This window comes from Bacillus sp. J41TS8 (assembly GCF_018333035.1).
Taxonomy (GTDB): domain Bacteria; phylum Bacillota; class Bacilli; order Bacillales; family Bacillaceae; genus Bacillus; species Bacillus paralicheniformis.
In genome coordinates this window covers 254,782-280,529 of the sequence record NZ_BORF01000004.1, presented here as the reverse complement: position 1 = coordinate 280,529, position 25,748 = coordinate 254,782, and the positions used below count along the sequence as shown (strand labels likewise).

Annotated in this window: 29 protein-coding genes; 3 read left to right on the top strand and 26 right to left on the bottom strand. The window is 45.8% G+C overall.

Features of this window, described 5'->3' with window-relative positions:
* Window positions 1–8 precede the first annotated feature (8 nt).
* The 24 genes from KI350_RS08370 to KI350_RS08255 form a co-directional block, all read right to left on the bottom strand.
* Window positions 9–752 carry a YwmB family TATA-box binding protein gene (locus tag KI350_RS08370; RefSeq protein WP_020453253.1) on the bottom strand — a complete coding sequence of 248 codons (744 nt, stop codon included), beginning with the start codon at window positions 750–752 and terminating at the stop codon, window positions 9–11.
* A 136-nt stretch (window positions 753–888) separates the two neighbouring features.
* Window positions 889–1,122 (bottom strand): DUF1146 family protein, encoded by a 234-nt coding sequence (locus tag KI350_RS08365; protein WP_003186001.1) that lies wholly within the window; start codon window positions 1,120–1,122, stop codon window positions 889–891.
* Window positions 1,123–1,504: 382 nt separating this feature from the next.
* Window positions 1,505–1,900 carry a F0F1 ATP synthase subunit epsilon gene (locus tag KI350_RS08360; protein ID WP_020453254.1) on the bottom strand — a complete coding sequence of 132 codons (396 nt, stop codon included), beginning with the start codon at window positions 1,898–1,900 and terminating at the stop codon, window positions 1,505–1,507.
* 23 nt (window positions 1,901–1,923) lie between these two features.
* The gene (gene atpD / locus KI350_RS08355; protein WP_020453255.1) at window positions 1,924–3,345 is read right to left on the bottom strand and encodes a F0F1 ATP synthase subunit beta; all 1,422 of its coding nucleotides are present in this window, start codon (window positions 3,343–3,345) and stop codon (window positions 1,924–1,926) included.
* Window positions 3,346–3,370: 25 nt separating this feature from the next.
* Entirely contained in the window at window positions 3,371–4,225 is an 855-nt protein-coding gene (gene atpG, locus KI350_RS08350; RefSeq protein WP_020453256.1) for an ATP synthase F1 subunit gamma, read from the bottom strand.
* A gap of 88 nt (window positions 4,226–4,313) precedes the next feature.
* Window positions 4,314–5,822, bottom strand: coding sequence for a F0F1 ATP synthase subunit alpha (gene atpA, locus KI350_RS08345; protein ID WP_020453257.1), 1,509 nt, complete (start codon window positions 5,820–5,822; stop codon window positions 4,314–4,316).
* Window positions 5,823–5,829: 7 nt separating this feature from the next.
* The gene (locus KI350_RS08340) at window positions 5,830–6,384 is read right to left on the bottom strand and encodes a F0F1 ATP synthase subunit delta (RefSeq protein ID WP_020453258.1); all 555 of its coding nucleotides are present in this window, start codon (window positions 6,382–6,384) and stop codon (window positions 5,830–5,832) included.
* Window positions 6,381–6,899, bottom strand: coding sequence for a F0F1 ATP synthase subunit B (atpF, locus tag KI350_RS08335; RefSeq protein ID WP_020453259.1), 519 nt, complete (start codon window positions 6,897–6,899; stop codon window positions 6,381–6,383). The genes KI350_RS08340 and atpF overlap by 4 nt, the downstream gene beginning before the upstream one ends.
* A gap of 174 nt (window positions 6,900–7,073) precedes the next feature.
* The gene (atpE, locus tag KI350_RS08330; RefSeq protein WP_020453260.1) at window positions 7,074–7,286 is read right to left on the bottom strand and encodes a F0F1 ATP synthase subunit C; all 213 of its coding nucleotides are present in this window, start codon (window positions 7,284–7,286) and stop codon (window positions 7,074–7,076) included.
* 49 nt (window positions 7,287–7,335) lie between these two features.
* Window positions 7,336–8,067 (bottom strand): F0F1 ATP synthase subunit A, encoded by a 732-nt coding sequence (atpB, locus tag KI350_RS08325; RefSeq protein WP_023857083.1) that lies wholly within the window; start codon window positions 8,065–8,067, stop codon window positions 7,336–7,338.
* Window positions 8,068–8,074: 7 nt separating this feature from the next.
* Window positions 8,075–8,458 carry an ATP synthase subunit I gene (locus tag KI350_RS08320; protein ID WP_020453262.1) on the bottom strand — a complete coding sequence of 128 codons (384 nt, stop codon included), beginning with the start codon at window positions 8,456–8,458 and terminating at the stop codon, window positions 8,075–8,077.
* A gap of 400 nt (window positions 8,459–8,858) precedes the next feature.
* The gene (upp, locus tag KI350_RS08315) at window positions 8,859–9,488 is read right to left on the bottom strand and encodes a uracil phosphoribosyltransferase (RefSeq protein ID WP_020453263.1); all 630 of its coding nucleotides are present in this window, start codon (window positions 9,486–9,488) and stop codon (window positions 8,859–8,861) included.
* A 127-nt stretch (window positions 9,489–9,615) separates the two neighbouring features.
* Window positions 9,616–10,863: a serine hydroxymethyltransferase gene (gene glyA, locus KI350_RS08310; RefSeq protein ID WP_020453264.1), complete on the bottom strand. Its 1,248-nt coding sequence runs from the start codon at window positions 10,861–10,863 to the stop codon at window positions 9,616–9,618.
* A 226-nt stretch (window positions 10,864–11,089) separates the two neighbouring features.
* Window positions 11,090–11,632, bottom strand: a complete 543-nt coding sequence (locus tag KI350_RS08305) for a TIGR01440 family protein (RefSeq protein ID WP_020453265.1) — start codon at window positions 11,630–11,632, stop codon at window positions 11,090–11,092.
* Between the two features lie 15 nt (window positions 11,633–11,647).
* The gene (gene rpiB / locus KI350_RS08300; protein WP_020453266.1) at window positions 11,648–12,097 is read right to left on the bottom strand and encodes a ribose 5-phosphate isomerase B; all 450 of its coding nucleotides are present in this window, start codon (window positions 12,095–12,097) and stop codon (window positions 11,648–11,650) included.
* A gap of 137 nt (window positions 12,098–12,234) precedes the next feature.
* Window positions 12,235–12,690, bottom strand: coding sequence for a low molecular weight protein arginine phosphatase (locus KI350_RS08295; RefSeq protein WP_023857079.1), 456 nt, complete (start codon window positions 12,688–12,690; stop codon window positions 12,235–12,237).
* Window positions 12,691–12,840: 150 nt separating this feature from the next.
* Entirely contained in the window at window positions 12,841–13,401 is a 561-nt protein-coding gene (locus tag KI350_RS08290; RefSeq protein ID WP_023857078.1) for a manganese efflux pump MntP, read from the bottom strand.
* A gap of 74 nt (window positions 13,402–13,475) precedes the next feature.
* A complete protein-coding gene (locus tag KI350_RS08285) occupies window positions 13,476–14,519 on the bottom strand; it encodes an L-threonylcarbamoyladenylate synthase (RefSeq protein WP_025810646.1) in 1,044 nt (347 codons plus the stop codon).
* Window positions 14,520–14,676: 157 nt separating this feature from the next.
* Window positions 14,677–15,120: a GNAT family N-acetyltransferase gene (locus KI350_RS08280; protein ID WP_023857076.1), complete on the bottom strand. Its 444-nt coding sequence runs from the start codon at window positions 15,118–15,120 to the stop codon at window positions 14,677–14,679.
* A gap of 343 nt (window positions 15,121–15,463) precedes the next feature.
* Complete coding sequence (gene spoIIR, locus KI350_RS08275) at window positions 15,464–16,123, bottom strand: stage II sporulation protein R (RefSeq protein WP_035339283.1); 660 nt, start codon at window positions 16,121–16,123, stop codon at window positions 15,464–15,466.
* Between the two features lie 120 nt (window positions 16,124–16,243).
* A complete protein-coding gene (locus tag KI350_RS08270) occupies window positions 16,244–17,428 on the bottom strand; it encodes an MFS transporter (RefSeq protein ID WP_035337893.1) in 1,185 nt (394 codons plus the stop codon).
* 74 nt (window positions 17,429–17,502) lie between these two features.
* Window positions 17,503–18,549, bottom strand: a complete 1,047-nt coding sequence (locus KI350_RS08265; RefSeq protein WP_035337897.1) for a Gfo/Idh/MocA family protein — start codon at window positions 18,547–18,549, stop codon at window positions 17,503–17,505.
* Between the two features lie 13 nt (window positions 18,550–18,562).
* Window positions 18,563–19,411: an HAD-IIB family hydrolase gene (locus KI350_RS08260; protein WP_025810643.1), complete on the bottom strand. Its 849-nt coding sequence runs from the start codon at window positions 19,409–19,411 to the stop codon at window positions 18,563–18,565.
* Window positions 19,398–20,711 carry a DegT/DnrJ/EryC1/StrS family aminotransferase gene (locus KI350_RS08255; RefSeq protein WP_035337900.1) on the bottom strand — a complete coding sequence of 438 codons (1,314 nt, stop codon included), beginning with the start codon at window positions 20,709–20,711 and terminating at the stop codon, window positions 19,398–19,400. The genes KI350_RS08260 and KI350_RS08255 overlap by 14 nt, the downstream gene beginning before the upstream one ends.
* Before the next feature lie 106 nt (window positions 20,712–20,817).
* On the opposite strand from KI350_RS08255, the gene KI350_RS08250 reads away from it, so the two are divergent.
* Window positions 20,818–21,807, top strand: a complete 990-nt coding sequence (locus KI350_RS08250; protein WP_020453276.1) for a LacI family DNA-binding transcriptional regulator — start codon at window positions 20,818–20,820, stop codon at window positions 21,805–21,807.
* Between the two features lie 767 nt (window positions 21,808–22,574).
* Here the strand turns inward: KI350_RS08250 and prmC are convergent.
* Window positions 22,575–23,441 (bottom strand): peptide chain release factor N(5)-glutamine methyltransferase, encoded by an 867-nt coding sequence (prmC, locus tag KI350_RS08245; RefSeq protein ID WP_143261129.1) that lies wholly within the window; start codon window positions 23,439–23,441, stop codon window positions 22,575–22,577.
* Window position 23,442: 1 nt separating this feature from the next.
* Entirely contained in the window at window positions 23,443–24,513 is a 1,071-nt protein-coding gene (prfA, locus tag KI350_RS08240; protein WP_020453279.1) for a peptide chain release factor 1, read from the bottom strand.
* A 135-nt stretch (window positions 24,514–24,648) separates the two neighbouring features.
* Between prfA and gloA2 the strand changes: the two genes are divergently transcribed.
* Both gloA2 and racA read left to right on the top strand, forming a co-directional pair.
* Complete coding sequence (gene gloA2 / locus KI350_RS08235) at window positions 24,649–25,032, top strand: SMU1112c/YaeR family gloxylase I-like metalloprotein (protein ID WP_026580245.1); 384 nt, start codon at window positions 24,649–24,651, stop codon at window positions 25,030–25,032.
* A gap of 135 nt (window positions 25,033–25,167) precedes the next feature.
* Entirely contained in the window at window positions 25,168–25,728 is a 561-nt protein-coding gene (gene racA, locus KI350_RS08230) for a chromosome-anchoring protein RacA (protein ID WP_065644467.1), read from the top strand.
* The last annotated feature ends 20 nt before the right edge of the window (window positions 25,729–25,748 follow it).

The window sequence follows — 25,748 nt, the reverse complement described above, 5'->3', positions numbered from 1 at the left end:
TCTCTATATTAATATTCAGTCGTGACGATTGGTGTGCCAACCGTGACGGTAAGTTTTTCGCCCATTCCCGCATTTCTAAGCGAGACTTGCAGATTCATACGGTGTTTTTCTGTCTTGATGGATTCTTTCCACTCGTTAGTGTAAGCAGAAATAGAAACGAAATTTGGTTCGATTAAATCTTCAACTGACTTTGCATCAAATTCATGTACTAGTTCATTTGCTTTTTTTTGCAAAACAACATTCATCATACCATTTAAATGGCCCTTTAGACAAGTAAAAATTGCGGTCTTTTCTCGCATTATGTCGAATGCATCCCGTTCAAACTGCTTATATGTAGTATTCCAGTTTTCCCGTGGTCCCGCGCCTTTTTGCTCATACAATAAATACGAAACAAGTCTCTGGTTTTTGTGGGTGGATACCAAATGTATTTTGGAATTGATGTGATTTTTTTTGTCCTGAAAAACACCTGTTGCTTTAACTGTATCATCGTCTTCCCGCGTTATAGTCCATTGATATTGTCGATGCTGTTTCTTGAAATGTTTCAGTTTTGCAAAAAAATCTTTTTCACTTAGGGTAAGCTGCTTTTTTGTGTGCAGGGTCCATTCTTCAAGCTCGACATCATGGCGGCTCAAACCTTCCGCCAGCTGTTCCAGCGGCGTATTGCCCGCTGCTTCAAGCGATTGAAAGACATGAACAATTAAAAATAAAACCACAATAAAAATGAGGGCATTAACCGTTTGTTTTGTCTTCATTCCGCATCATCCTCTCCTATTCTCCATTGTTGACGGATCGTAGGAAAAGCATACGTGGAAAAACAAGGTCCCCCGGTGATTTTGCGGAATGCGGCGTTACCCACATTTGTCCATTCCCAAAAATTCTTTTACTCAATCATGAAAATAAATTTTGAAGCTGTCTGGAATAATAAAGATAGTCCAGGAAAAAATTGCTGACGGTGGAGCCGACGGCGATTGTAATGATGATCATTAACACCCTCGCCTGAATGACTTTTCCTTTCCTGATAAGCGGATCAATATTGACCGCCAGAAGAGCCCACCAAGTCAATGCAATAAAAAAAAGATGAACGATGATACTGACAGCAGCCTGTTGTCCGATCTCTTCCATTATTGATGACGCCTCCTTACGTTCCAGCCGGTTTGGTGGCTCCGGCCTGCCTAGTCTCTTCTGCTGTGGGATAAAGGAATAATGCCGGTCATTTCAAGTCATTTTAACAGTTTTGATGTTTCATGTTAAGACGTTCATGGATAGAACTTTTTCCCATAGATGGAGTGATCCTCTGTTGCCTGAGGCCAATGTTGAGGAGTTTGCTTGAATGTCTTACATCCTCTTTCTGGCGGAAGAGAACATAGCTTACTATTTTGTATTATAGATAGATTCAAACTAAAAAGGCGAACAATTTGTGAACTTTTTTCAACATTTTCAATTCTGTTTAATCATGAATATAAAAGAACCCTTCCCATCCTTAATATGGGAAGGATCCTCATCTTTATCTCGCAACATCCAACCGGTTAATCGCGCGTTTTAAAGCAAGCTCTGCCCGAATAATGTCAACATCTGGCGTATGCTTTTGCAAACGTTCCTCGGCACGCCGTTTTGCGGCCAAGGCGCGTTCTTTGTCAATTTGTTCAGATGTTTCCGCCGTCTGGGCCAGAATGGTGACATGGTCAGGGCGGACTTCAACTATGCCCCCGCTGACGGCAACCAGCTCAGTTTGACCGTCTTTTTTCAGACGGACTGCAGCAATTTTTAGCGGAGCAACCGTCGGAATATGGCCGGGTAAAATACCAAGCTCACCGCTCTCTGCTCGAACGCTTACCATTTCTATATCCGCATCGTATACTGGGCCGTCGGGAGTAACGATATTGACTTTTAAGGTCTTCATGCTTTTACCCTCCTAGGACCAGATTATACTTCTACACCCATTTCTTTCGCTTTTTCGACAACTTCTTCGATTCGGCCGACAAGACGGAAAGCGTCCTCTGGAAGGTGATCATACTTACCTTCAAGGATTTCTTTAAAGCCTTTTACCGTTTCTTTGACAGGAACGTAAGAACCTTTTTGTCCTGTAAACTGTTCAGCTACGTGGAAGTTTTGCGATAGGAAGAACTGTACGCGGCGCGCACGGCTGACGACAAGCTTATCATCGTCAGAAAGCTCATCCATACCGAGAATCGCAATGATATCCTGAAGCTCTTTATAGCGCTGCAGGATTTGCTGTACTTGGCGGGCCACTTGATAGTGCTCTTCTCCGACGATTTCTGGCGCAAGTGCACGAGAAGTTGAAGCCAGAGGGTCAACCGCAGGGTAAATACCCATTTCAGACAGCTTACGCTCAAGGTTTGTTGTCGCATCCAAGTGAGCGAACGTTGTTGCCGGTGCCGGGTCAGTATAGTCATCGGCAGGAACGTAGATCGCCTGAATCGATGTAACGGAACCGACATTTGTAGAAGTGATCCGTTCCTGAAGCTGACCCATTTCAGTTGCAAGCGTCGGCTGATAACCAACCGCAGACGGCATGCGTCCAAGAAGTGCAGATACTTCAGATCCGGCTTGAGTGAATCGGAAGATGTTATCGATAAAGAACAATACGTCCTGGCCTTCTTTATCACGGAAATGCTCTGCCATTGTAAGTCCTGTCAAGGCAACGCGCATCCGCGCACCAGGCGGCTCGTTCATCTGACCGAAGACCATTGCCGTTTTGCCGATAACGCCGGAATCTTTCATTTCATAGTAAAGGTCGTTTCCTTCACGCGTACGCTCGCCGACACCCGCGAATACAGAGATACCGCCGTGCTCTTGAGCGATGTTGTTGATTAGCTCCTGAATCAAGACGGTTTTTCCAACTCCCGCTCCTCCGAAAAGACCGATTTTTCCGCCTTTAATATATGGAGCGAGCAAGTCGACGACTTTAATACCAGTCTCTAGGATTTCAACCTCGGTTGATAGCTGATCAAATGTTGGAGCTTCTCTGTGAATCGGATCTTTGGCAGCATCAGCCGGAAGCGGCTCATCCAAATCGATGTTTTCCCCGAGTACATTAAATACGCGGCCGAGTGTCACGTTTCCGACCGGAACGGAGATCGGCTCTCCCAGGTCGATGGCTTCCATTCCGCGTGTAACACCGTCAGTTGAAGCCATTGCAATCGTCCGAACTGAATCATCACCCAAGTGAAGCGCTACTTCAAGGGTAAGTTCGATATCTACTTCATTCTCGTTCTGCGCTTTATGTGTAACTTTAATCGCATTATATATTTCAGGCAAGTGACCGTCTTCAAAACGAACGTCTACGACCGGTCCCAATACCTGGCTAACGCGTCCTTTTTTCATCTCTATCCCTCCTGACAAGCTTTTTCTATTCTAAGGCAGCTGCACCGCCGACAATTTCCGTAATCTCCTGCGTAATCGCCGCCTGACGAGCACGGTTGTAAGACAGTTCGAGGTCAGCGATAAGCTCTTTCGCATTGTCCGTTGCGTTTTTCATCGCTGTCATCCGCGCAGCATGTTCACTCGCTTTACTGTCCAGAATCGCGCCGAAAATCAAGCTCTCAGCGTACTGAGGCAGAAGCACTTCCAAAATTTCTTCTTCGTCCGGTTCAAATTCATAGGAAGTTCTTTTTTTGTTTGGCGCGATATCTGATAATGGCAGCAGCTTTTTCTCCGTCACCTCTTGAGAAATCGCGCTGACAAAGTGGTTGTAGAACAAGTAAAGTTCATCAAATGTCTCATCGATAAACATTTGTATCGTACTGTTCGCCAAATCCTTAATTTCTGGAAAGGAAACTTCGTCCCTGATGCCGGTCATTTCGGAAATAACCGGGATGCCGCGTTTTTTGAAGAACTCGCGTCCCATTTTTCCGATCGCGATGACCGCATATTCGTCTTTTGACTGATGGCGCTCCTGGATTTTCTGGTACGCTTTGCGGAGAACGTTAGCGTTAAAAGCGCCGGCAAGTCCGCGGTCAGATGTGATGACCAGATAGCCGGTCCGCTTCACGGGACGGCTCGACATCATCGGATGCGTTCCGGTGTATCCAAGCGCAATATCAGCAACGACTTCCTGCATTTTCTCCATGTATGGAACGAACGATTTCGCTTTACTCTCAGCGCGGTTCAGCTTTGAGGCAGAAACCATTTGCTGAGCTTTGGTGATTTGACTCGTTTTTTTATTTGAAGTAATTCTGGATTTAATATCCCGTAATGAGGCCAAAAGGTTTCACCACCTTTTTGTTTTCAAATTCACTCCGAATTTACGTGAAAAAGAGAGAAAAAGAAGATCTTTTTCTCACTTCAAATGTTTAGTTGCTAGGTGCAAACGTACGTTTAAAGCCTTCGATCGCAGCCTTCATGTCCTCGTCGGCCGGAAGGTTTCCTGTCTGAGCAATTGAATCAAGGAGATCTTTATGGTTTTGATCAAGGTACATAAAGAACTCTTCTTCAAAGCGTCTGATGTCCTCTACAGGCACATCATCAAGGAATCCGCGGGTCAGGGCATAAAGAATGGCAACCTGCTTTTCGACGCGGAGCGGCTGGTTCAGATCCTGTTTCAGAACTTCCACTGTACGGGCTCCACGGTTCAGCTTGGCCTGCGTCGCTTTATCAAGGTCAGATCCGAACTGTGCAAATGACTCAAGCTCGCGATAAGATGCCAAGTCAAGACGAAGCGTACCGGCTACTTTCTTCATCGCTTTGATTTGCGCAGATCCGCCGACACGGGATACCGATAATCCAGGGTTGACGGCAGGGCGCACGCCTGAGAAGAACAAATCAGACTGCAGGAAGATCTGTCCGTCTGTGATTGAGATGACGTTTGTCGGAATATAGGCTGAAATGTCGCCAGCCTGCGTTTCAACAAACGGCAATGCTGTTAAAGATCCTCCGCCTTTAGCGTCGCTCAGTTTCGCAGCGCGCTCAAGCAAGCGGGAGTGCAGGTAGAATACATCTCCAGGGAATGCTTCACGGCCTGGAGGACGGCGCAGAAGCAAGGAAAGTTCACGATAAGCCGTCGCTTGTTTTGAAAGGTCGTCATACACAACCAGCACGTGTTTTCCGTTGTACATGAATTCTTCACCCATCGTAACACCCGCATACGGCGCTAGATACAATAGCGGTGCAGGCTGTGAAGCGGAAGCTGTGACAACGATGGTATAGTCAAGAGCGCCTTTTTTGCGCAGCGTTTCAACGACACCGCGAACAGTCGATTCTTTCTGACCGATCGCAACATAGATACAAATCATGTCCTGATCTCTTTGGTTCAAGATCGTGTCAATCGCAATCGATGTTTTACCCGTCTGACGGTCACCGATGATCAGCTCACGCTGACCGCGGCCGATAGGAATCAGCGCATCGATCGGTTTAATTCCCGTTTGAAGCGGTTCATGAACGGATTTACGATCCATAACACCAGGTGCCGGGCTTTCGATCGGACGGGTTTTGCTTGTGAGAACCGGGCCCATTCCGTCTACAGGCTGACCGAGCGGATTGACAACGCGGCCGAGAAGCTCTTCACCGACGGGAACTTCCATGATCCGTCCGGTTCTTTTGACTTCGTCACCTTCACGGATGTCTTTGTAAGGTCCCAAAATAACGATACCTACGTTTGATTCTTCAAGGTTCTGAGCTAAGCCCAGCACACCGTTTGAAAATTCGACAAGCTCACCTGCCATACAGTTATCAAGGCCGTGCACGCGTGCGATACCGTCACCGACCTGAATTACCGTACCTACGTCGTGAACTTCTATTTCAGACTGATAATTTTCAATTTGCTGTTTAATAAGAGTGCTAATTTCTTCAGCTTTGATGCTCACTTAGGTTTCACCCCTTCTTTCGATTTTCGCCTGCTAATTGACGTTCTATCCGGTCAAGCTTTCCTCTTACACTGCCGTCATAAATACGGTTCCCGATGCGGATTTTTACTCCGCCGATCAGATCCGGATTCACTTCGTTTCTGACGCGCAGTGAAGCGGCGCCTGCTTCTTTTGCAAACACTTGAGAAAAAGAGGAAATTTCCTCTTCGCTGAGCGGTTTTACAGAGTATACGATCGCGTCTTCCGTCCCGCGGAACCGGTTCGCCATTTTAACATAATCGTCCGCGAGATCCGGGACGATTGACGTGCGGCTGCGGTCAACGAGAAGATAAAGCGTATGTAAGACTGCAGTCGAAACAGATCCGAACGAGTCTTTTAAAATCTGCTTTTTCTTTTCAGCGGGCACTTTAGGATGACTCAGAACGGCATTGAGGTCTTTATGATCAATAAATATCTTCTTAACGACGGTCAGCTCTTCTTCTATTTCATTGACCTTCTTGGATTCAAGGGCAATGTCAAACAAAGCGGCTGCGTAGCGTTTGGAGACAGCTGATTGGCTCATCGGCTTTCTCCCACTTCTTTAAGATAGTCTTGGATCAATTTTTCCTGGGCTTGTTCGTCAAGCTCTTTTTCGATCACTTTCGAAGCGATCATCACAGACAGTGATGCAACCTGCTCGCGCAGCGCGCTGACAGCCTGGTCTCTTTCTTTGACGATCTCGCTTCTGGCTGATTCTTTCATGCGTTCTGCTTCCTGGCGCGCAGCCTTGATGATTTCATCCTTTTGCTGTTCTCCCAGTTTTTTCGCGTTTTCAATCAGAGAATGGGATTCTTCACGCGCTTCTTTCAAAAGCGCCTGCTGCTCTTCAATGAGCTTCTTCGCTTCTTCATTCTTTTTCTCGGCAGAGGAAATCTCTCCGGTAATGTAGTCTTCACGCTCTTTCATTATATTTAATAGCGGCCCTAAAGCGTATTTCTTCAAGAGCGCTAACAAAATCAGCATGGCAACAAGCTGGAACAGCATTGTTCCGGCATTAAACCCTACTCCTGCACCCATAACCTGTGGTAAAAAAGACATCGAATACGGCAACTCCCTTCTTGCAGATTATCTCTCCGAGGCCATCGAAAAAATGTTCTCCCTCTTTTTTCAAGAGGTTGTTTCTTCCGGCCGTTATGACAGTTCAAGCAACCATAAAGCAATGGCGAAGGCCTCTTGCAGTGATCTTCGCCATTTTACTAGTTATATAAGTTTTTAGCCGAAGAATGCTAAGAACGCGATAACAACAGCGATAATCGGAAGGGCCTCAACCAATGCTACCCCGATGAACATAAGCGTTCTTAATTCTTTACCAGCCTCAGGCTGACGTGCGATTCCTTCTACTGTACGTGATACGATAAGTCCGTTACCAATACCTGCACCAAGTGCACCTAATCCAATTGCGATTGCAGCTGCTATTAAATTCATGAAAAAGTTCCTCCTTTAAATTGTTATCCTTTTCGGATATGTCTTGTTTTTAGTGTTCATGACTTACTTTGTGAGACATGTAAACCATTGTTAACATCGTGAAGATGAATGCCTGGATTGTACCTACGAACAAGCTGAACGCCTGCCATAAGATCATCGGCACAACCGCTCCAATGGTTCCAACCAGCCCCATGAAAATGCTTTGAGAATAGAAGTTGGTTGCCATTCCGGCAAGAAGGCCGAGCAGAATTTCGCCGGCGAAAATATTACCGTAAAGACGCAATCCCAATGTTAATGTATTCGCAAATTCTTCAATAATTTTGAGCGGCACTAAATACGGAATTGGTCTGAAGAAATCTTTGGTATACTCCCCCAACCCTTTTCTTTTCACTCCGTAGTAATGAGTGAGGCCTACTACCATGACGGCGAGGGTTAAAGTAACCGCCGGATCGGCTGTCGGGGATTTCCACCATAATTCATGGCCTACTGTAATGGAAAACGGAAGGCCGAGCATGTTGGCAACAAATATGTACATCAGCAGGGTTATGCCAAGGGCGAGAAAGTCTCTGCCGACTTTAAGATCCATTGTGCTGCCGATAATATTGCGAACAAAGTCGACAATCCACTCCATAAAGTTCTGGGCTTTCGTCGGCCGGATCGCAAGTGTTCTTGTGGTCAGCACCGCTATCAGAAAGACGATGATGCTTGTCACAGTAATCATTAAGATACTTGATACATCAAAGTTAAGGCCTAAAAAGTTAACAACTCTTGATTCGTGCAAAGGGTCTTCACCTCTCTTCCATTGATGAACGTTTTAGCTGGATAAAGGAATCTATCATAATGACAGGATAAATTGTCATCAACCCCACAATGACGCCTGCCAAATGAATATATTCAGGGTATTTATAAGCAATGGCCGCCGCGATAATGGCGTTGCACAATCTGGAAGCAGTCCCGAGAGAACGGATCATTTTGCCTTTTGCCACTGCTTTATCGAAGGCCTGCATCCTTTTGGTCAGCAGCCAGAGATTGAAATAGCTGAAAACAGTGCCGGTAATCAGGCCTAAAAAAATCGCCTGAAATGGCAGAAATCCATAGCCTAACACGCAGACTGCTAAAATATATAGGACATATTTTTGTTGCCTACGGAATGAAAGACTCGCATCGGTCATCAAATACGCTCCTGATGTGAAAATTTTAAATCTATCTTACGATTACGGTAAACTAGGCGGTCTGACCATTTTACAGAACGTAGTGTTCTGTTCAAGACTTCACACACTACGAAAATTCTCGGGCCGGTGATCTGTCTGTCGCCTGCAAATATGGGGTTTTCAAAGGATTTTAACAGAGGACTGGTCATTATGATAACCGCTATGAAAACCTTATCATAATAGCCTATTTTAGCATACAATAGCCCCCCTGAGGTGTCAATCTGTTTAAAGTTAAAAAACTATTCATAATCACAGCGTCTCTCACAAAATGTTCACAAATTCGCCCCATTTAAGACGCACACATGTTTAATTATGGTATAAAACACAAAAAAAGAAAACCCTTTTTCAGGATTTTCTTACATTATTTCGTTCCGAACATGCGGTCTCCGGCGTCGCCCAATCCGGGAACGATATATCCTTTTTCATTTAGTTTCTCATCCAAAGCGGCAATGTAAATGTCAACATCAGGATGATGCTTCTGAACTTCGTCTACACCTTCCGGAGCAGCGATCAGACACATAAAACGGATATTTTTTGCGCCGCGTTTCTTCAAGCTGTTCAGTGCCTCTACCGCCGAACCTCCGGTAGCCAGCATCGGATCGACGACGATGAATTCGCGTTCTTCAACATCGGATGGAAGCTTGACATAATATTCAACAGGCTTCAATGTTTCAGGATCACGGTAAAGCCCGACATGTCCGACTTTTGCAGCGGGAATCAGCTTCAAAATTCCGTCTACCATTCCCAGTCCCGCTCTTAGAATCGGAACAACCCCGAGTTTTTTTCCGGCGATGACGTTTGACTTTGCCATTTGCACAGGAGTTTCTACATTCACTTCCTCCAGCGGCAGGTCCCGCGTAATCTCAAATGCCATCAGCGTTGCAACCTCATCAACAAGCTCTCTGAATTCTTTTGTTCCGGTCTCTACATCCCGGATGTATGTAAGCTTATGCTGTATAAGAGGGTGGTCAAACACATATACCTTTCCCATATCCGTTTTCAGCTCCTTTTTTTCACACACTTCTATTGATTCTACATAAAAAAACAGCTTGTTTCAACAAAAATCAGGAGACAATTTTATGAAAAAAGCCGCCCCTTTTGGGAGCGGCACAAATATCTTAGTAATCAAGCCCGGTATATAACGGGTATTTGCTTGTCAGCGCTTCTACGCGCTGTTTTGCTTCTTCCAGCTTCGCTTCTTCTTCATGGTTTTTAAGGGCAAGCGCGATGATCGCTCCCACTTCTTCGATCGCTTCCAGATCAAAGCCGCGGCTTGTCACGGCTGCTGTACCTACGCGGATTCCGCTTGTTACGAAAGGTTTTTCAGGATCATAAGGAATCGCGTTTTTGTTGACGGTGATGCCGACTTCATCAAGAACATTTTCAGCCACTTTTCCGGTCATGCCGAGAGAGCGCAGGTCGACCAGCACAAGATGGTTATCCGTTCCGCCTGATACGAGCTCGATGCCCTCTTTTTTCAATGTTTCAGCCAAGTGCTTCGCATTATTGATGACATTTTGGGCGTATGTTTTGAATTCGTCTTTTAAAGCTTCGCCAAAGGAAACAGCCTTTGCAGCGATCACGTGCATTAACGGTCCGCCTTGAATTCCAGGGAAGATCGACTTGTCGATTTGCTTTGCAAACTCTTCACGGCAAAGAATCATGCCGCCGCGCGGTCCGCGAAGCGTTTTATGAGTTGTCGTCGTCACAAAGTCAGAGTAAGGAACAGGATTCGGGTGAAGACCTGCTGCTACAAGTCCGGCGATATGCGCCATGTCTACCATCACATAGGCTCCGACTTCATCAGCGATTTCGCGGAACTTTTTAAAATCGATGGTGCGCGGATACGCGCTTGCCCCGGCCACGATCAGCTTAGGCTTATGTTTAAGCGCTTTTTCACGTACATCTTCGTAGTCAATATACTGCGTCTCTTTATCAACACCGTATTCAACGAAATTGTACTGAACACCGCTGAAGTTGACAGGGCTGCCGTGCGTTAAATGTCCGCCGTGAGCAAGGTTCATTCCCAATACGGTGTCACCGTGCTCTAAAATCGTGAAGTATACCGCCATGTTCGCTTGTGCGCCGGAATGCGGCTGAACGTTGACGTGCTCGGCGCCGAAAATCTGCTTGGCGCGGTCGCGCGCGATATCCTCTGCGACATCTACGTGCTCACATCCGCCGTAGTAGCGTTTACCAGGATATCCTTCCGCATATTTATTTGTTAAAACCGAGCCTTGAGCTTCCATAACCGCTTCGCTTACAAAGTTTTCAGAAGCGATCAGCTCAATCTTCGACTGTTGACGTTTCCGCTCATCTTGAATGGCGCTAAAAACTTGTTCATCTTGCGCAGGTAAATGTTTCATCAGCGAGATCCTCTCCTATCTGTTTCCATTTCGTTAATTATACCATCTCATTGTACACGGTTTTTCATGCAAATGTAAGAGATTATTTTTAAAAATCGTTTTTTATTATTGGAAAAACCGAATATTAAACGAATAGACAAATCATATAGTTCGACATATCATTTGTTCAAAAAATTATTTTAATAAAGAAAAAAAGCCTGTCCGGCTCTTCCCCCCGCTTCTTCCGCTACTCCGCTTCATAGACGGCGCGAACGCCTCCAATCAGCTTCGGCCTTGTCCGCGCAAGCGTCACATGCGCTTCACCCAGCTGTTTTTGAGAGACGCGGACAGGAACGGCCACAGGCTTTAAATGCATCCCTATAAACGTGTCGCCGATGTCGATCCCCGCATCGGCCTCTATTTGTTCAACAAGGACAGGAGCCTTCATATGTTGATAGGCATATGAAGCCATGGAACCCCCCGCTTTCGGAACAGGAACAGCAAAAACAACGGGAAGACGGTATGCTTTCGCCGTTTCTTCCTCGACAACCAACGCCCTGTTTAAATGCTCGCAGCATTGAAAAGCAAGGGCGACTCCTGTTTGATCCCTGAGCTCTTCTAAGCCTTTGTAGACCGCTTCAGCGATTTGTCCGCTTCCCGAAGTGCCGATTCGCCTTCCGGCCACCTCGCTTGTGCTGCATCCGATGACGACGATGTGGCCGTCGCGTAAATTTGCCTGCTGATGAAATTCATCTAATATAGAACGCCATGTTTGTTCGAGATTCTTCATGATTGACGACACCCTTTATTCATGCTTGTCTTCATAATCGGCGATTTTTCCGATGCGGACAGCGTGCCGCCCGGCTGAAAACTCAGTTGTAAGCCAAACCTTTGCAATCTCTCTCGCTAAACCAGGGCCGATCACCCGTTCACCCATCGCAAGAACATTCGTGTCATTGTGCTCTCTTGTCATTTTCGCGCTGAAAACGTCGTGGACAAGGGCGCAGCGGATGCCTTTTACTTTATTGGCGGAAATGCTCATGCCGATTCCTGTTCCGCATATTAAAATGCCTCTGTCAGCTTCCCCGTCCGCCACTTTTTGCGCGACCGGAAACGCATAATCCGGGTAGTCCACAGATCCTGAACCGCATTCGCAGCCGTAATCTTCGTATTCGATGTTCAATTCATCCATCAATGCCATAATTTCTTTTCTGATATTGATTCCGCCGTGATCTGAAGCAATGATTACTTTCATTGGAATGACTCCTCCTCGTTTGATGTGCCGCCAAAAGTCTCGTGCAGACCGTTAAGCAGTATACAGCCGCTATATATTTCTGATTGATCATGTCTATTGTACCCGCTGCCGCTCGATTTGCAAACGCTCCTTAGCTTCTATTCCCGAGATTTTCCCGCCAGCATTTCTGCCAATTTTTTCAGCAGCTGCTCCAGCTCATCTCTCGTTTTTTGATAGTCGCTGAGAGATCCGCCGAACGGGTCAATGATGTCCCCGCTTTCTCCTTTGACATACTCTTTCAGCGTATAGATTTTATCTCGGCTCTTTGAAAATTCATGTACTGCCACCTGTTTGTGCTGCTCCGTCATCGTCAACACGAGATCCGCCCATTCAACCTTCTCCTCGGAAAGCTGTGAAGATGTATGATTCAGAGCGATGTTTTTTTCAAAAAGCGCTTCGACTGCATATAAAGAAGCTTTTCCGTTTTCAGGAGCAAACAACCCGGCAGATTTGACGGAGACATCCAGTTTTTTTTCGGCAGCCGCAGATTTAAAAAGCGCTTCCGCCATCGGGCTGCGGCACGTATTTCCAGTACAGACAAATAGTATGTTCAATCCTGTTCACTCCTTTGTTCATATTATAAAGGATTCAGCCGGAAAATAATAAAATCCGCTCCAGAAATCAAAAAAGAGAGGATCTCTCCCCTCTTTTTCTAAGTTTCATTATGTTATGCAAAGCGGGAAAAAGATTTTCTCCTCTTTCAATTAAATGGGCAGCAAAAGCTTCAGGCCGAAGCTCAGTAGGATGGCTCCTCCGAGCGCTTCGCTGTAAGCTCCAAGCCACGTTTGAACCTTTTTTCCAAGCAGCAGACCCGCCCAAGTTAACACCATGCTGAACAAACCGAACAAAAAGATCGTTAATAGCGGTTTCGTCCCGTAGAGGCCGAGGCTGAGACCGACTGAAAAGCTGTCGAGGCTGACGCCGACGGCAAAAATGAATAAGCCGAAGCCGTGCGGAGAGATGATCTGCTCCCCGCTTTTATTAAAAGATGCGGCAATCATCTGAATGCCCAGCACCAATAAAAGCGCTCCTCCAAGATACCCCGCAAGCGCACCAAGCGCGCCCGAAAGAAACTGTCCCGCAATCATACCGCCAAGCGGCATGATGACATGGAACAATCCAATAATGACGCCGATTTGAAAGATTTGGTTCCTTTTCAGCTTGGCCATTCCCATTCCAAGACCGACTGAAAAGGCATCCATGCCGAGTGCAAAAGCCATGATCGAGAGCGTCAGGATTTCGCCTATTAACACATCAACATTCATGCAATTCCCCCTTGGACACGCCAGCTTTTCTAGCTTATGCACGTCCAAAGGCGGATAGAACAACCCTGCTTAGGCTACGCTTCGATTACGCGATGGCCTGCAGCTTTCAAGAGCCGGTTCATAATCGCCCGGCCCACCCCTTCCTCAGGGAAAGACTCAGCAAAAATAAAATCGAGCTGTTCTTCGTCAAAGCTGCGGAGAATGTCATACAAACCGGCGGCAACCGTTTCAAGACGGTCTCTTCTGCCGCAGATGCGGACGGCATCCGCCTGATAGGCACCAGCCCGTTCCTCTGTCGTAAGGACGCCGACTTTCATGCCGTCTTTCTGATATTGGCCGATCAGCCGTTGAATATCTTCAACGCTTCCGTTCACAATGGCAAGCGGGGCTTCCGGTGCATAATGCGCATATTTCATCCCGGGAGACATCGGCGCCTTTTTTTCGTCGGTGAGGCCCTGGTCAATCAAGACAGAGCCGGCCGCTTCTTCGAGCTGCTCTTTTGTGACGCCGCCCGGCCTCAAAATGACCGGAATTTCCCCGGTGCATGAAACAACTGTTGATTCAACCCCTACTCCTGTAGGACCGCCGTCAACGATACCTGCAATCCTTCCATTTAAATCGTGAACGACATGCTCGGCTTTCGTCGGACTCGGTTTCCCGGACAGATTGGCGCTCGGGGCGGCCACCGGAACGCCGGCCTGTCTAATCAGCTCAAGGGCAACAGGATGATCAGGCATTCTGACCGCGACCGTATCGAGCCCCGCCGTCACCTTTGTGGATAACACCCCGGGTCTGCAAGGCAGCACAAGGGTCAGCGGTCCGGGCCAAAAACGCTTCATCAGCATTTCGGCCTGAGGCGAATCAACCTCTGCAAATTCTCCGAGCTGTTCAATTTCAGCGATGTGGACAATGAGCGGATTGTCGCTCGGACGCCCTTTCGCTTCGTATATTTTAGCTACTGCTTCGCTGTGTTTGGCGTTTGCACCAAGACCGTAAACAGTCTCTGTCGGAAAAGCAACCGTTTCATTTTGCTTGAGCAGTCTTGCCGCTTGTGCAATTTGTGGACAGTTTGTGGACAAATCACGTTTTACATCCACAGTCCATACTTTTGTTTTCATTAACATCAAAACTCCCTTAACAAAACACTAAAAACGTTAATCATTCATGTAAATCCTGTTGAAAGTATAAAAGATGAAGAAAAAGAAAACAAGCGTTGTCCACATTTTGTGGATAACGCTTTTGAATCCGTGGATATCTCTGTGTATAAGTTAACGGCTAATTAGACGTTTTCTCCATCAAAACGGCTCCGTTTACGCTCAACGAGTCTGAAACATGCTCTGATCCATCAAGCTCTTCCGGAATTGCCGCAGCTTGTTTAAAACCGAGCACTTCAAGGAAATCCATCGATGTTCGTTTATTGGCAACTAAATACAGGGTTTGGATTCCCCGCTTTTCACACAATACCTGCATGCTTTGAAACAGGGAAACGATGTGGCCCTGGCTGAGCTTGTCAGACACGACAAGCGAGCGCAGCAGCCCTTTTTTGTTTTCAAATTCCTCCATTCCGAGGCAGGCGACGATTTCATCGGGAGGGTCTTCCATCATGATAAACTGGCTCTTCGCTTCCTCAATGCCTTTATGGCTTGTCCCCGCCTTTTTTAAAAACGCTTCGATCGCATTCATATCTTTCATTTCCGCTAACCTCAATTGGTAGAACATCTTTTCACCCCGTTTTTTAACTTCTCTATCCAATCTATGAGGGCGACAGTAAAATATACCTTTTGATTTGGAAGAAAGTCGGCAATTCATTTTTCAATTTTGATTAGCAGGAACTAATGCTTTGAATGAGTATGCAAATGAACGCTGTACTGGTGATAAGACAGTTTCTCTTTATACCGGGCAATGTAATTGACACATCAGAAAGGGGCAGAAGGTGTATATTCGAAAAGCAGTATTTTCCCTGAACCGTTTTGGAAAATTATATCATATTCAAAAGCGTGAATAACCATCATGAAAAAACAAACAGTAAAAAACCGCCCTGCACGAAAGCACGGCGGTTCCTTTAAGAAAAAAGCCCGGTAATCCATTCGACAAGAAAAAATTTCACTTCTTTGTCTTCTTTATCTTTGCCAGATACCGCTTCATCTGCAGCGACTCTTTTTTCTTCCCGGGCGTTTTCCCCGGCATCGGTTTGTTCGTCTTCAGGCGACTTTACGGCTTCCCCATTGGAAAAATCAAGAAAGCAAAGCGGCGGAAACAGGACACACCACCAGTTGGCTCCCTCTCCCTTGCCTAATGTAATTAAAACAGCCTCATATTCTCCGGCTGGATACACCATATTGCCGTATAGCTTTGTCGGAAATGAAACTCGATCAAAACGGACAGACACGGATTGCCGGACATTTTCGCGCTTCATAACATCCTTGGCAACCTCTTTGATTTCGGGCAGCTTCGACCTGATGACTTGTCTCGCTTCCTCAACCGAGGTCAGGTTTTCCACCCATTTCGTAATTTGTTTATTGACCTCATCCCTGATTTTACGTTTGACGCTTTGGTCGCTCCCGCTGTCGCTGTTTGCCAAAATCCGCAGCCGAATCGCTTCATCTGGAATCACGGCAGGCTTCCCGTCTGATGATTGGGCCGTCTCTTCCGTCGTGAGATTTGCAAGCGCTCCTATTAATAAAAGAAAAATATACATACAGGCAATGTTTGATTTCTTCATTTTCCCCACCGTTCCTCTCCGTTCTTCAACCTTTTCTAGCAATATTATGGTCAAAGATGGAACGGTTTAAACGGATGCTGAAAAAAATTCTACTAAGCTTGTAATCTCTTCCTAAAAGGTCTACATATCCAAATGGCTCTGCTTGTTTTTTTGCAGGCCAGATAAAAAAATCACCGCGCTGATCACGAGCAGCAAGCCCCCCAATCCGCCGAACAGCAGAAACGGGAAGACAGCCGCTACGCTTGCATCAATCGCCCAGCCGATCAAAAATGAAAGAAGCGCTCCTCCCAGACTTGCGGATGAAATGAAGAGACTGGTGATTTCCTCTGTAAAAGGCTTTCCAGCCAACGAGGCCAGAGTGACGGCGCACGGAAAAATGCCGGCTGCCGAGAGCCCGATGAAAAATACGAGGAGCAGCTGTGTTTGATGAACCGGAAACCATGCCAGAATCAAAAGCAAAACAGTCAAGGCTCCGGCACTGAAGATCAGAAAGGCAACGGAAGTCAAGCGTCCGCCAAAAATACTTGTCAACAAACGCCCGCACACCATTCCCGTCCAAAAAAATGAAACGCTGATCACGCTGATTTCTTCTGCTCCTTTTTCCAGCATCAGCGCCGGCAAAAAGTTTGCGAAATTGGTCTCGATACCCGCATATACAAAAGCGAATATGAGAAAGAGGAAAATGCTTTTTTCTTTCCTTCCGGTTTCAAATATGGCTGACACAGTCGGTTTTTCCTGATAAGTCATTTGACCGGAAGCAGTGTCAGGGGTTTTTCTGCACAAATAAACCACCCACATACACGCAAGCACAAAAACGAAGATAAATAAAGCATACAAGGGGAAATGCCAGGCATATCGTTCCGTAAGGATATAAATAAGAAAAGGAAACAGCAAAGCGCCCAATCCGAAAAAAACCTCTAAAATATTCATCCCCTTCGCATTTTTATCTTGGGCAATCACATACGCTCCCATCGTCGTTTCTAAAGTACCGGCGCCAAAGCCGAGCAAAAACCCCATGATGACAAAAAAGATGAACATATCAAAAAGGAACACGCCTAAAAGCGTTACGAGAATAAGAAGAAGGCCAAACGTCAATACAGCCGCATGAGAGGTGCGCCTGACAAATATCGGCGCAAGCAGGACACCGATTAGAAAACCGGTGAATTGGAAAAAGATCAGGAAGGATAGATCATGAACATCCCGGTGATATTCTTGAATGATATAAGGTGACAGGCTCCCCAGCAGGATATGGATAACCCCTACGAGAAAATAAAACGAACAGCCGAATAGAAATATTTTTTTCATTAGACTCACTCCTTCGTTGCAGACCATAAAACCCTTGCGGCTATTGGCACGGCCGGCAAGGGTTTTTCGCAATGCTAGTTTGCTTGTTTTGAAAGGGACAGCTGCTGACCTTTATTGAAAAATTCATTTAAGTAGAACTGCGTCTTGTATCCATCATCAAAAGTGGCAAGAGGTGCGAAATTGCGATCCCGAACTCCGTTCATCCATTGAATCAGCTGAACTCTGAAGGAATCGGCCCATCCGTAAAATTCATTTTCAGGGTCTGTCAGCCACGTGTCCGGCATTGTTATCATCCGCTCCGTCAATCCGGTCCTCAGCAAAAACTGATTTTTCTGCCGTGAATGATAGTAGAATACGCCGTTTTGGCCATTGACCTCGATGCTAAAGCCGCATTCATCCGCTTTTGTGCATTTTGACGTAATCATATTGACAAACACATGATTTTCAAGCTGGCCGTATACTTCAGAATGATCATCAACATATACCTGTTTTTGTTCTTTTTCTTTGACGACCGTCATCATTTTGACTTTTAAACTGTCCAGTTTAAACGGGCTGTCGAACAAATAAAGAATGAGATCGATTAAATGCACACCCAAATCTCCTAATGCCCCGCTCGTTTTATTGCTTTTCGAATGATCGCGCCAAGTATATTTTTTTCTTCTCAAGGCGCTGTTTTTCTTAAAATGGACATTGATGGACAAGATATCTCCAAGTTCATTGCCGGATAGCATATCTTTTAGGCGCTGAACAAATGTAAGATGGCGGTAATTGAAGCCCATGATCGGAATATAAGCAGATTGAGACGCCCTGTTTTTCATCTCCTCCGCTTCCTCCATTGAGACAGCCATCGGTTTTTCACACAATACATACTTACCTGCGGCCATCGCTTCAAGCACATGTTCTTTATGGCAAAAGTTCGGCGATGAAACGATGACTGCCGTCGACTGATTCAACAGCTCCTGCATACTGTTAAATGTGGTTCCTCCATATTCAAACGCACATTTGCGCGAGGCAAGCGAGTTGATATCAAAAAACCCGGAAAGCTCGGCACCTTTGACTGTTGAAAGAGCTTTCGCATGAGCTTTTGCAATTCCTCCGGCTCCAATAATTCCGATTTTCATCTAAGGACACTCCTTATCTTTTGATATGGGCTTTTAGCACTTCTAAAATTCCAGCCGTATAGCTGCCTTCTGTCATACGGGAATGGAGCGACTTTGCTTCTGCTGTCGCATTCCCCACCAGATAACCATGTCCGGTTTTTTTAAGCATATCCACATCGTTTCCGCTGTCGCCGAAAGCAAATGAATTCTCCCTCTCTATCGCGAATTTATTCAATATAAAATCCACAATGTACGGTTTGCCTGTCCGCAAAGGGATAAAGTCCACATCATAGCTGTTTTCCGGATCGCCTGCCAAAGGGTTGCAGCGATTGATATTTACTCCTATTTCATGCTCTCTTGCAAGCCGTCTGATGGCTTCAAGCGCCCTCTTATCTGTGTTCTCATCCGACGATCTATAGTAATAGTTGATTTTATAGCGGGAAAAACCATGCTGAGTCTGAGGCACAAGCTCAATCTCATATTTTTTAGAGAGAGTCTGCTTGATTTCTTCGACCAGATCATGGGAGAAATTCGATTCTTGCAATCGGGCTTCCCAATCTTTATCAGAGACTTGGCCTTCTTCAGAGAAATACGTGATCTCAGTGCCAAGGTCACTAGCGACAAAATGCGGAAGATATCGAAAGCCTCCCCGCTTCATTTTTGCAAGAACGGATGACAGGCTGCTCCCGGTCACCCAGCCGAGCAAAATCTTGTGATCGAGATGGTTCGAATGAATAAATGTTTCAAGGTCCATGAGCGCTTTCCTCGATTCATCGGTGATGCTGTGGGCGAAATATGTCTCATCAAAATCGCAAAATACGGCGTACTTCGGCTTGTTTACTTGCTGCAAAGTGTGAAAAGAAAGTGTTTCATGATACGACATCAATTAAGGCCTCCATTACTTTGTCTTGTTCTTCTACGGTGAGTCCCGGATAGAGAGGAAGCTGAAGCATTTGTTTATGCACTGATTCAGTGACCGGCAGCGATGTATGCTGATAATCGGCTTTTACAAGTGGTGTGTTTTGATGATGGGATAAAATCGGGTAGTATATATCTGTTTGGACATTATGAAATTTAAGCATCATATCTTTGACTTGGTCTCGATTTCCGCTTATCATTTTAATTGTAAACAAATGCCATACATGATCATCGGTCATTTGAGGCAATTGGATCAGACCTCTGTCTTCATACTGCTGCAAATGCGTAATATAACGATCTGCTAAATATAAGCGCTTCAGATTATTTAATGAAAGATGTTTCATCCTTGCCAGTCCAATAGCGGCTTGCAGATTATCAATCTTAGCGTTAAAGCCGTAATCAGCAGCCTTTTTATTTTTTTGATTCAGTTCAAAGCCGTGGTACATATATTCCATGCATGCGGATGCAAATGATGGATCATCCGTCACAATTGCGCCTGCTTTTCCGCAAGTGCCGAGATTTTTATACGGATTAAAGCTTAATATGGAGCAAAGGCTGTTTTTTCCCAGATCGGAAACGCCGATCGACTGGCAGGCGTCTTCAATAATCGGGATGCCGTATTTATCAGCGATTTTTGCAATGCCTTCCATGTCTGGCAACTTTCCATAAAGGTGTACAGGCAAAATGCATTTCGTTTTCAAAGTGATGCATGCTTCAAGTTCAGAAGGATCCATGCAAAATGTAACAGGGTCAATATCGCAGAAAACCGGAGTGCCTCCAGCTGCAAGCACGGCGTTTTCCGTTGCAGCAAAGCTGTTTGCAGGCATAATGACTTCATCACCTTGTCCAATACCCGCAGCTTTCAGTGCGACAATCATGGCATCGGTTCCGCTGGAGGAAGCCATGACATGCTTTTTTCTCAAAAGAGCGGCTATTTCAGCTTCAAATACACCGACATAAGAACCGCTTGTAAATTGCCCGGTCGGCAGCACGCCTTTCACCGCATGAATCACGTCATCTACTTCTTCTTCTGTGATCAGTCGATGAAGCGGCATAAAATCAACTCTGGAGGGCGGAGAATCCATTCTGTTTAGCAAATTGGCGGTCAAGTCGAATTGATCCTGCTGCAATGTCTCTTTTAATTTTTGATTGGCCAGTGTGTCGTCTATACGGCATTCACCAGCGTGCTTCCCTTCCTTCAAATCATTCAGAAGGACAAATAGCTGTTTGCTTGTGCAAGTCATGTTTTCGCTTGCGGTTTTCATCAATTTCACCCCATTTTTATTATTTTGGGAAATTGTCATATTTCATGACATATCTTAAATGATGGAATCGATACCATAACAACTCTTTTTTTCAGGAAGTGACTTTATGCCTACGATTGACGAAATTGCAAAATTAAGTAATGTGTCAAAAACAACTGTTTCAAGAGTACTGAACGACCATCCTTATGTATCTGAAGAAAAAAGGAAGCGTGTTTTGGAAGTCATCGAAAAATTGGACTACATTCCGAACACCTCTGCACGAAAGCTCAGATCCAACAAAACGATGTTTCTCGCAGTGTCTGTCCCTCACGCGGACCATCCATTCTTCGCGCAGCTCATGAAGCATGTGTCCGCTGAAGCGCTGAAACACCAATACAAAGTCATTGTGTTTCAGACGTTTTATCAAAAGCAGAATGAACTGAAAGTACTGGAGCTGCTCAAGAGGAAAGAAGTCGACGGGCTTATGTTATGCAGCCTTGAAAATGAGTGGGAAGACATCAAAAAATACGTCAAATACGGTCCCGTGGTCTTGGCAAATGAATTCCACGCTGAAGCGGACGTGCCGGTGATCTGCTATGACGAATTCGAAGCCGGATATAAAGGAACGGAGCTTTTTATTCAAAAAGGGCATCATTTAATGGCCTTTTGCTGTGACACGATACACAGCAAGGCCCAGATTATGAGAAAAGAAGGGTTTATGAAAGCATTGTCTGATGCGGGTTTACATTTCCAGGAGAAGTGGATGTTCAGCCACGCATTTACCATTCATGACGGCTTCCGTATTATGGACCAGATCCACAACATGTCCGAAAAGCCGACCGCCATTTTTACGGGAAACGACCAAGTGGCCGCAGGAATTATTAAAAGGGCCCGCTATTATCAATATGAAGTGCCAAAGCAGCTTGCAGTGCTTGGATATGATAATCAATCGATCTGTGAGGTGACCGATCCGGAAATCACGACAATCGATATACCTGTTGAAGAGCTGGCTCAAAAAGCCGTATGTGCAATGGTAAACCACCTAAATGGGGAAAGCGGATTACAGAGGGATGTCGTGACTCTGTCTCCTACATTAAAAATCAGACAATCTGTTTAGGGTATATATTAATCTTGAACTATTTTTTATTTTATTCAGATAAAATTTTTGTTAAAAAACGGTAAAGAAGGCCTTCTGAACGGTCATGGCTGCGGTTGCTGTTTTTTAACAAAAAAGACCGCCGGGAATTTGAACTGCCCCTCTTTTGTTAGACACACTTAACAATTGGAGGTGCAGTTTTTAAAATTTACAGTTGAGGAAATTCGCACAGTGTCTTTCATGGGTGGATTCGCAATACCGATATCATGGAGAAGACGCGTCTAAAAAGCCTATACAAGCTATTCTGCCGAAGATAAACCAAAAGGTACTTCACTCGAAAATGGGACATCTATCCGTGAAACAGCTTGAAACCGGAGGAATAGGTACCCTAAAAAGCGGCGTTTACCTATGAAGAAGGATCAGACGAAGAGACCCAAGCGGAAATTGAACGCCTGCGGATGGAGAATGCCTGCTTAAAAAAGTTGAAAGCCTTAGTTCAAAACAACGAAACATCACACAAAGCATGTCCCGTAAAGGCAACTGTCACGGCAATGCGGTGGCGGAAAGCTTCTTTTAGCATTTTAAAATCAGAATTCATTTATTTTAAAGAATTTGGAGCGTCGAACATTTCAAAAAAGGACCCGCATAGTATATTGATTCTCTACAATCACAAACGGATCAAGATCAAATTAAAAGGCATGAAACCTGGTACTATACCGGAATCATGCCAGTCAAACTGCTTCATGAGATTTTAACTTTTTAGGGTCACTTCATTTCCGGCGGTTTCCTTAACGATGTTGCTCAATTACCGCGCAGACGATGCGGTCTTTTCCATTAAGATCCTTTCTCACCCGTACGTCAGCATCAGGAAAGAACCGGTGAAACATGTCTTTGACGGCATTCCCCTGAGTCCAGCCGATTTCAAACACCACCAGTGCCTGATCTGCGATGACAAATGGAATTTCTTTCATGAAACGCTTATAAAACTGCAATCCGTCAGCACCGTCCGTCAAAGCCCCGGCGGGTTCATGAAGACGTACGACATCTGACAGCGTCTTCATGTCTTCCTCAGATATATAAGGTGGATTTGAAACGATGACATCAGCTTTCTTCTGTCGCTTGATAAGCGGCTCAAGCAAATCGCCGCCGATGAAATCCACTTTCGCCCCAAGCCGGTCAGCGTTGTGTCTTGCCGTGCTTAAAGCTTGTTCCGAAATATCCGTCGCCGTGACGGAAAAACGCGGGCTCTCAAGCGCAAGAGTCACCGCAATCGCCCCGCTTCCTGTACCGATATCGACGGCTTTAAGGCGATCTGTTCCGTGAAAAACTCTTTCCGCTTCAGAAAGAACAGCTTCAACGACTTCCTCTGTTTCAGGACGCGGAATCAGAACGTGTTCATTTACCAAAAATCCCCGTCCGTAAAAGGATTCTTTTCCGGTGATATATTGAACAGGCACTCCTTGATGATGAAGCTCGACAGATTTTTTAAACCGCGAAAAATCAGACTCTGATATGACATCATGGAAGCTTGCCAACAGTTTGCTGCGGTCGATGTTCAGCTGATCTGTCAGCAAAATTTCCGCGGCATTCCGGTCTCTTCCCGCTTCGGCCAAATAAGAAGAAGCCCATTTAAGGGCTTCAAATACCGTCTTCATCTCAGCTTTCCGCCTCTTGCAGCTTGCTTGCCTGGTCTTCTACGATCAGCGCGTCGATGACTTCGTCAAGTTTGCCTTCAAGGATCTGGTCGAGTTTTTGGATCGTCAAGCCAATCCGGTGATCAGTGACGCGGTTTTGCGGAAAGTTATACGTGCGGATGCGCTCTGAACGGTCCCCTGTTCCGACTGCGGATTTTCGGTTTTGATCATATTCAGCCTGAGCTTCCTGCTGAAATTTGTCGTAAATTCGCGCGCGCAGAACTTTCATCGCTTTTTCTTTGTTTTTGATCTGAGATTTCTCATCTTGGCAAGACACGACAACACCTGTCGGAAGGTGGGTCAGACGGACGGCTGACATCGTCGTATTGACGCTTTGCCCTCCCGGACCACTCGACGCGAAGGTGTCGACGCGGATGTCTTTTTCATGAATATCCACTTCTACCTCTTCAGCCTCAGGAAGACAGGCTACCGTTGCCGTGGATGTATGGATGCGCCCGCCGGATTCGGTCTCTGGAACGCGCTGTACGCGGTGTGCGCCGTTCTCATACTTCAGCCTTGAGTATGCGCCGTTCCCATTGATCATAAAAATGATCTCTTTATATCCGCCTGTGCCTGTCATATTCGCTTCCATCACTTCTGTTTTCCAGCCTTGGAGCTCTGCGTAGCGGCTGTACATGCGGTACAGGTTGCCGGCAAACAAAGCAGCCTCTTCTCCGCCCGCTGCGCCGCGGATTTCCATGATAACGTTTTTGTCATCGTTCGGATCTTTCGGGATCAGCAATACCTTCAGCTGGTCTGTGAGCGACTCGATTTCTTCCTGCAGTTCGGAAATTTCCTCTTTAACCATCTCGCGCATATCGGAGTCCAGCTTTTCCTCAAGCATCGCTTTGGCATCGCTCAGCTGTTCCGACGCGCTCCGATAACGTCTGTATACTTCAACTGTTTCCTGTAAATCAGATTGTTCTTTCGAATATTCTCTAAGCTTCTTCGGATCGTTGACAACTTCCGGATCGCTTAATAGTTCATTTAATTTTTCGTACCGGTCCTCTATCGATTTTAAACGGTCTAACACGCTATTCACCTCTGTTTGCTGTGCGTAACATTCTAATTATAGTACAGGGACTCCTCCCCGTCAAAACAACTTCGCCGTTATCGGCAGCTGCCGCATCTTTTTGCTATACTTTTAAGAAAAAAGGAGCTTAACTCAATGCTGGAATCGATTCATCACATCGCCATCATATGCTCGGATTATGAAGCATCCAAAACATTCTATGTCGACAAGCTCGGACTTGAGATTCTGAGCGAAACGTACAGAAAGGACCGGGATTCATATAAACTGGATCTCTCATTAAACGGCCGCTATGTCATCGAGCTGTTTTCTTTTCCAGATCCGCCCGAGCGCCTTACCAGACCAGAAGCTGCCGGGCTCCGCCATTTGGCTTTCACAGTGGCCGATCTTGATCAGACCGTCAAGGAGCTCAAGCAAAAAGGCATCATTGCCGAACCGATTCGCACCGATCCCGGAACAGGCAAGCGCTATACGTTCTTCTCCGATCCGGACGGCCTGCCTTTAGAGCTTTACGAGGCATAGCAACGCCTTCGCCATCTGTGGAAAAACCGCTTTCTTTGCCGAATCCCTTCTTCTTTTGTCTAACAGGAAGGAAGCTTTTCATTCAGGTCGAATACCCTTTTTAATGAACAGTTACAGGTTAAAAGGAGGTATCATATGAATACTGCTGATGCGGCAAATGAACTCGGGGTATCAACCAAAACGGTGCAGCGCTGGGTCAAGCAGCTGCAACTGCCCGCTTCCCGAAATGAGCTTGGCCACTACTTTTTCACGAAAGACGATATCGCCATTTTAAAAGAAGTAAAAGAGCAGTTAAAAAACGGTACGCCTATGCAGGATGTCACAGTCAAACGCCCGAAAAAAACCTTCCTCATCAAGAAAAACGAAATGGTTCAAACGGAAGAGCCGGCACCCCCGTTGAATGAGTGGCTCGAAGAAAAGCTGCAGCGTTTTTTAGAGCACGAACAGCTTGAACGCGAGCTGCTCCAAAAGAAAATCGCCGAGCTGGAAAGAAAGCTTGAACAAAAAGCGGACGATGTCGTCTCCTATCAGCTTCTGCAGCAAAGGCGCGAACTGGAAGAAGAACGGCAGCAGATCAAACATCTCGAACAGAAAATCAGTGAATTGGAAAGCATGAACCGCCACGAAAAAGATACAGCCGGCAGAAGAGAAGAAAAAAAACCGAAAAGCAAATTGAAATCGATCTTCTCTTTTTAAAGCGCAAAAAAGCTTGCAAG